Raw genomic sequence first — 5272 nt, 5'->3', positions numbered from 1 at the left:
AACACTATCTGAATGTTATTATTATTTGCTTTTTAACACGGAGCCTTTACAACATCGGGACGTCTTGATTCCCTTCTACGCCTTCCTAATCATGTTTTATCCTTAATGCTTCTATTTACATTATCCTCTTTATTTACAGTATTCCCTTTGGTCTTTTCCCGGATCAGCAGGCCACCCAAAACAATCGCTACAATGGCCGTTATAACCAAAAGATACGTCATGGTATGTGATTCCGGCTCGGCATGCTCCCCCCAGGTATCGGTCTTTTCAGAAATGGTTGCCAGCTGGGTGTTGGTCATGATGCCGCTCTCGGTAAAGTAGCTGCTCCATTGACGCTCGACCCGGTTCCAGAAATCCCGGAAGGACTGGAACCGCTCATAATTTTCTTCGCTGGTACCTTCTCTGCTCTCCGTAATAACGGTATCCAGATAAGCGTTCAGGGAGCTGTTAAACTCTTCCGCATTTTCAAAGTCCCTGATTTCAATCCCTTTTTCCCGCAGAGAATCATGCAGCGTTGTAAACATTCTTTCCTGCAGTAGTTTATCCCACTTCTGTATGTTACCCTCCACTTGTTGGGCAAGTTCTCCGGCATCGCTTCCCCCGTAGACTGCAGCTATCTTATTGCCGAGACGATTCCACATCTGCTCAAAACGCTGCTGGACCGTCTGCATACGCATATAATCCTCAAGATGTAAATTATCACTGTTCTCCTCGAGAATATTCAGGTTTTCCGCTGAGATATCGCGAATCATTTGGAGGGCATTCCCGTCGGAATTCAGACGGGCCTGGGAGTTCATATCTTGGAGCTCCCTGAAAGCCTGCATATCTATCTGCTGGTAGGCTACCACGGTAGAGTCGATAAAATCCAATACCAGCTGGTCGCGTTCTTCGAGGTTCCTCCGGTAGTTGCGTACCATTCCTGAAAGCTGTTTTTCACTTTCAACAGACTCCTGCATTGCTTGCTTGAGGGAATCCGCTTCCTGTGTCAGCTCAAATACGTGTTCCTGGTATGCCAGCAAACGAAGCTGCAGCGTGGTAAGCTGGTCATCCTGCTCCTCCATCTTTTGAAGACGACCGGCCGCCAGGGTAGCCGCCTCATTGAGATCATTCATTATTTCTTCATACGTCTCCGGATAAAACGCCTTATTCAGCAGGTCTTCATGCGGCCCGTACTGTTCATTCAATTCCTGAATATTTTCTTGGATTGCCTGAGCACTGTCGGCAACAGTAACCGTATCGATCTTATTACTTAACTGTTGATACTCGGTTTTAAAATTGTTCTGAATTTCATAGTCCGACAGTTCCTCTTGCTGGGCCAATCCCCGGGTTGTACAGAGCAGAAGTAATGCACTAAAGATGGTAATTGATAATTTCATGGCTATTGGTCTTCTGTATTTGTTGTTAATCCCTCTTCTTCCAAACCTTCAGGAGTCAATCGATAGCTTTCACCGGTCGAACGATTCACAAGCTGTATAAAACCGTCGCGCTGGTTAAAGGCAGGCTTATCGAAGCCTGTCTCGCCTATTTTGAATTTTTCACGAAATACCAATTCGTTTTTTTCCGGCGCCATCAGGTACACATGCTGATAGGTGGGCGCCGTGATATAAAACCAGCCGCTTGCTCCCCTGATATAACGTACTTCTGATGTTGTAACGGAAGTCGTATCCTGCGTCTCCATATATTGCAGGGGCAGCATGTTGAACTCAAGTCCGTAGCGCTCATCCTTAACGATTCCGTCTTCATCGGGTGTTAAAACTGATTCTATGGGCTGTGAATAATTGACGTCACTGATAACCATGGACTGCTTACAGCCGCTTACTAAAAGCATTGCCATTACCGCTATGCCTGTCAAAGCTCTTCCGTATCGTTTCATATATATGTTCCCTCTTTTCATTTGTTATTAACCCACACCTAAGATAATACAGTTACTTATAGGGCGGTACCATAAAATTGTTCCAGCGTTGGTCACAGGGAAAGCAATATTTCCACAGGTAACTCGGGGGACAGCAAATCGGTCCCCCGCAGCTCCTTCAGCGCTATAATAAAGGAGTAGCCTACCACCGTCCCTCCCAGTTCTTCCACCAGTTCCGTGGCGGCGGCAGCGGAACCGCCGGTGGCAATAAGGTCGTCGTGAACCAATACCCGGGCACCTTCCGAAAAGGCGTCCTGGTGAATTTCAATAGTGTCTTCCCCGTATTCCAGCGCATAGGTAGCCGACAGGGTTTCTGCGGGTAGTTTGCCCGGCTTTCGGATGGGGATAAATCCGGCATGAAGATCCTGTGCCAGGTTCGTGCCGAAAAGAAAGCCCCGGGATTCAAGTCCCACTACATAATCGATATTCTTGTTGCGAAAGGGACGTGCCAGCACGCGGGATGTCAATTCAAGGGTATCCGGGTTTTGCAGCAATGGGGTGATATCTTTAAATTGGATACCGGGCTGGGGGAAATCTGAAATATTCCGGATATTCTCTTTCAGAAGTGCAATGATTTGTTGTTTAACTTGATCCATTCCCATTATCTTGTCGATTAACTTATTGGTCTGATAATACCTATTTAAAACCCAAGGAAGCAAATAATTAATACCTATGGATACCGATATTTCAGGCGCGCAAAAGCACCTGCGTTTTATGCAACAGGCCTTCCTGCTGGCCGAACAGGCTTACGAAGAAAAGGAAGTGCCGGTAGGGGCTATCGTGGTCCGCGACGACGACATTATTGGCAAGGGATATAATCAGCCCGAGCGTTTAAACGACCCGACCGCTCATGCAGAAATGCTGGCTATTTCTGCCGCCTGCGCCACGATCGGACAAAAATATTTAACAGGCTGCACCCTCTATGTCACGCTGGAGCCGTGCCCCATGTGCGCGGGCGCGCTTGTCTGGTCCAAAATCGATACGATCGTTATCGGTGCGCTGGATGCCCGGGCCGGAGGCTGCGGCAGCGTCTTTAATATTGCCGGAAGTAATAAGCTTAACCATAAGCCCCGCGTTCTGCACGGCTTCATGGAACAGGATTGTGAATGGATCCTGAAGAAATTTTTCCGGGAGCGGCGGTCTTCAAATAACGGGTCTGCCTTTTAACCCGCATTTCTCACAAAATAATTTTGTGAAGACTCCAAGCCATTGATGTATAGTATATTTCATTTATGTCAGTGTCTTGTCACAAATGACACTCTGTCGTACGCTGCGAAATTTGGTGAGAAAAGCGGGTTAGAGACCTTTGCAAAATCATTGTTTTGGCCAATCTCTACATTTTCGCGATTTCAAAGTCCCTATGTAAAGTCCCTATGTATAGTCTATACACTGCGGTTTTAACAACACTCAGGCTTTGGTATTGAACAAAACCCTTGGTTTTTCAAAGTCCTCTGCTAAGCATCACTACTCGCCCAATTCCCTCAGCCAGATATTTCGAAAACTTACGGGATTACTGTGATCCTGCAGTATAATGGGCAGTTTGTCTTCGTGGGCCTCATAGGAAGGATGCCCGATATATTCGGTCGGCCCCTCTAACTCCACGTCATCCTGTACCAAAACCCCGTTCCAGAAAACGGTTATGCGCGCCGGCGACTCCAGGCTTCCATCCTCCTTAAATTCCGGAGCCCTATATACGATATCGTAACTCTGCCATTGTCCCGGTTCGCGAGCAGCATTAGCCAGGGGGATATGCTGCTTATAAATACTGCCTGCCATCCCGTTCGAATAGGTCTCATTATTATAACTGTCCAGCACCTGCAGCTCATAGAGCCCTTGCAGGAAGACCCCGCTGTTGCCCCGTCCCTGTCCCTCTCCTTCTATCTCTTCGGGCGCACGCCATTCAATATGCAGCTGAACCGATCCAAACCCCCGCCTGGTTTGAATACTGCCGGCCCCGGGAGCCACCGTAACGTGATCGCCGGATATATCCCATTCGGCGGGTGAACCATCGCCCTCGGCTGATTCCCATTCATCCAGATCGGAACCATCAAAAAGAACAACTGCATCCGAAGGAGGCGCTTTATCGTTAAGTCCATTGGGATTCACTTTTTCGGGGACCGGCTCCCAAACCTCGGTTTCTTCCGGCTTCATATCCTGTTCCCCCTCCTGGGCACATGATACGTTAACAAACACGATACAGCATAGAAGGAATGAGAGCAGTGATACATACGAAGGAACAATTTTTTTCATGAATTCCGGTTGTAGTTAAGAAGGAATAATTAAGTTGGCCGTGTATATTACCAGCTAAATATTGAAAAAATGGCAATGCCGTTCAAGAATTTTAGCAAAATAGACCCTGACACTGTTTACTTTACCAGGAATACTTCTTCTGCAAAAGCATTCTGTTGTTGCTGTCAATTACACCATTTCCCGGATATATAGATATATATGAACACAATCAGATACGACCTGTTACTTCTGCTAACCTCTTTTCTTTCCCTCTCGTTAAACCCGTCCTATGCGACAGCACAGGATACGACACGCTATGAGTTCACGGAGAGAAAGATGGGCACGACCTTTAGGATTACGTTTTATGCAGCGGATGACTCCATCGCACGGGCAGCTTCCGCACAGGCCTTCCGGCATGTGGACCAACTAAACGGCATCTTAAGCGATTATGAACCCGAAAGCAATGTAAACAAGCTCTCCGCACGCTCGGGAAGCTGCCGGTTTTTCCCGGTTCATCCGGCCCTCTTCCGGGTTGTCAGCAAGGCACAGGAAGTATCCAGGGAAACCGATGGCGCTTTTGATGTAACGGCAGGTCCCTTTGTAAATCTGTGGAGAGAGATACGGCGATCGGATTTCCCCGAATTGCCAACAGCGCAGCAGCTCTGCACCTTGCGCAAAAGCGTGGGTTACCAGCATGTGAAGCTCGACTCCTCTGCAACCGCTGTAGCCCTGACCCGGCCCGGGATGCAGCTGGACTTCGGAGGTATTGCCAAGGGATACGCCGCTGATGAGATTCTGCGTATACTTCGGACCTTTGACATACGATCGGTGCTGGTGGATGCCGGCGGCGATATCAGATTGGGCAACCCCCCGCCGGGCAGGAAAGGCTGGACTATCCGGATTCCGGCTCACAACGAAAAGGGCCAGCGCCATTGGATCACCCTGCAGCTGGCCAATCGCGCAGTGGCGACCTCCGGGGATCTTTTTCAGCATATCGATATCGGCGGGAAGCGCTACTCTCATATTATCAATCCCCGAACGGGATTGGGCTTAACGAACCAGAGCATGGTTACGATTATCGCTCCCGATGGCATTACGGCGGATAGCTACGCCTCGGCCGTGAGTGTATTG

Annotated in this window: 6 protein-coding genes; 2 read left to right on the top strand and 4 right to left on the bottom strand. The window is 48.6% G+C overall.

Translation table 11 applies throughout. The features are described 5' to 3' along the window. Nucleotides 1-89: 89 nt before the first annotated feature. The 3 genes from ACESLU_RS11335 to ACESLU_RS11325 form a co-directional block, all read right to left on the bottom strand. Complete coding sequence (locus tag ACESLU_RS11335) at nucleotides 90-1376, bottom strand: hypothetical protein (RefSeq protein WP_372638762.1); 1287 nt, start codon at nucleotides 1374-1376, stop codon at nucleotides 90-92. 2 nt (nucleotides 1377-1378) lie between these two features. Further along, a complete protein-coding gene (locus ACESLU_RS11330) occupies nucleotides 1379-1873 on the bottom strand; it encodes a hypothetical protein (protein ID WP_372638761.1) in 495 nt (164 codons plus the stop codon). Between the two features lie 92 nt (nucleotides 1874-1965). Continuing rightward, on the bottom strand, nucleotides 1966-2508 hold the full coding sequence (locus ACESLU_RS11325; RefSeq protein WP_372638760.1) for an adenine phosphoribosyltransferase: 543 nt from the start codon (nucleotides 2506-2508) through the stop codon (nucleotides 1966-1968). 76 nt (nucleotides 2509-2584) lie between these two features. Here ACESLU_RS11325 and tadA point away from each other — a divergent pair, with 76 nt between their 5' ends. Continuing rightward, a complete protein-coding gene (gene tadA, locus ACESLU_RS11320) occupies nucleotides 2585-3079 on the top strand; it encodes a tRNA adenosine(34) deaminase TadA (RefSeq protein WP_372638759.1) in 495 nt (164 codons plus the stop codon). Between the two features lie 297 nt (nucleotides 3080-3376). On the opposite strand, the gene ACESLU_RS11315 is transcribed toward tadA, so the two are convergent. Further along, nucleotides 3377-4162, bottom strand: coding sequence for a DUF1080 domain-containing protein (locus ACESLU_RS11315; protein ID WP_372638758.1), 786 nt, complete (start codon nucleotides 4160-4162; stop codon nucleotides 3377-3379). A gap of 198 nt (nucleotides 4163-4360) precedes the next feature. Here ACESLU_RS11315 and ACESLU_RS11310 point away from each other — a divergent pair. Next, nucleotides 4361-5272: FAD:protein FMN transferase (locus ACESLU_RS11310; RefSeq protein WP_372638757.1), on the top strand; the 912-nt coding region annotated here is incomplete at its 3' end.

Origin of the sequence: Fodinibius sp., from assembly GCF_041642155.1 — a bacterium.
Classification (GTDB): Bacteria; Bacteroidota; Rhodothermia; order Balneolales; family Balneolaceae; genus Fodinibius.
This window is presented reverse-complemented; position numbering and strand designations above follow the sequence as displayed.

Excerpts from the sequence above, each read along its gene's own strand:
- tadA (WP_372638759.1), top strand. The coding sequence starts at position 2,585 with ATGGATACCGATATTTCAGGCGCGCAAAAGCACCTGCGTTTTATGCAA.
- ACESLU_RS11325 (WP_372638760.1), bottom strand. The coding sequence starts at position 2,508 with ATGGATCAAGTTAAACAACAAATCATTGCACTTCTGAAAGAGAATATC.
- ACESLU_RS11335 (WP_372638762.1), bottom strand. The coding sequence starts at position 1,376 with ATGAAATTATCAATTACCATCTTTAGTGCATTACTTCTGCTCTGTACA.
- ACESLU_RS11330 (WP_372638761.1), bottom strand. The coding sequence starts at position 1,873 with ATGAAACGATACGGAAGAGCTTTGACAGGCATAGCGGTAATGGCAATG.
- ACESLU_RS11315 (WP_372638758.1), bottom strand. The coding sequence starts at position 4,162 with ATGAAAAAAATTGTTCCTTCGTATGTATCACTGCTCTCATTCCTTCTA.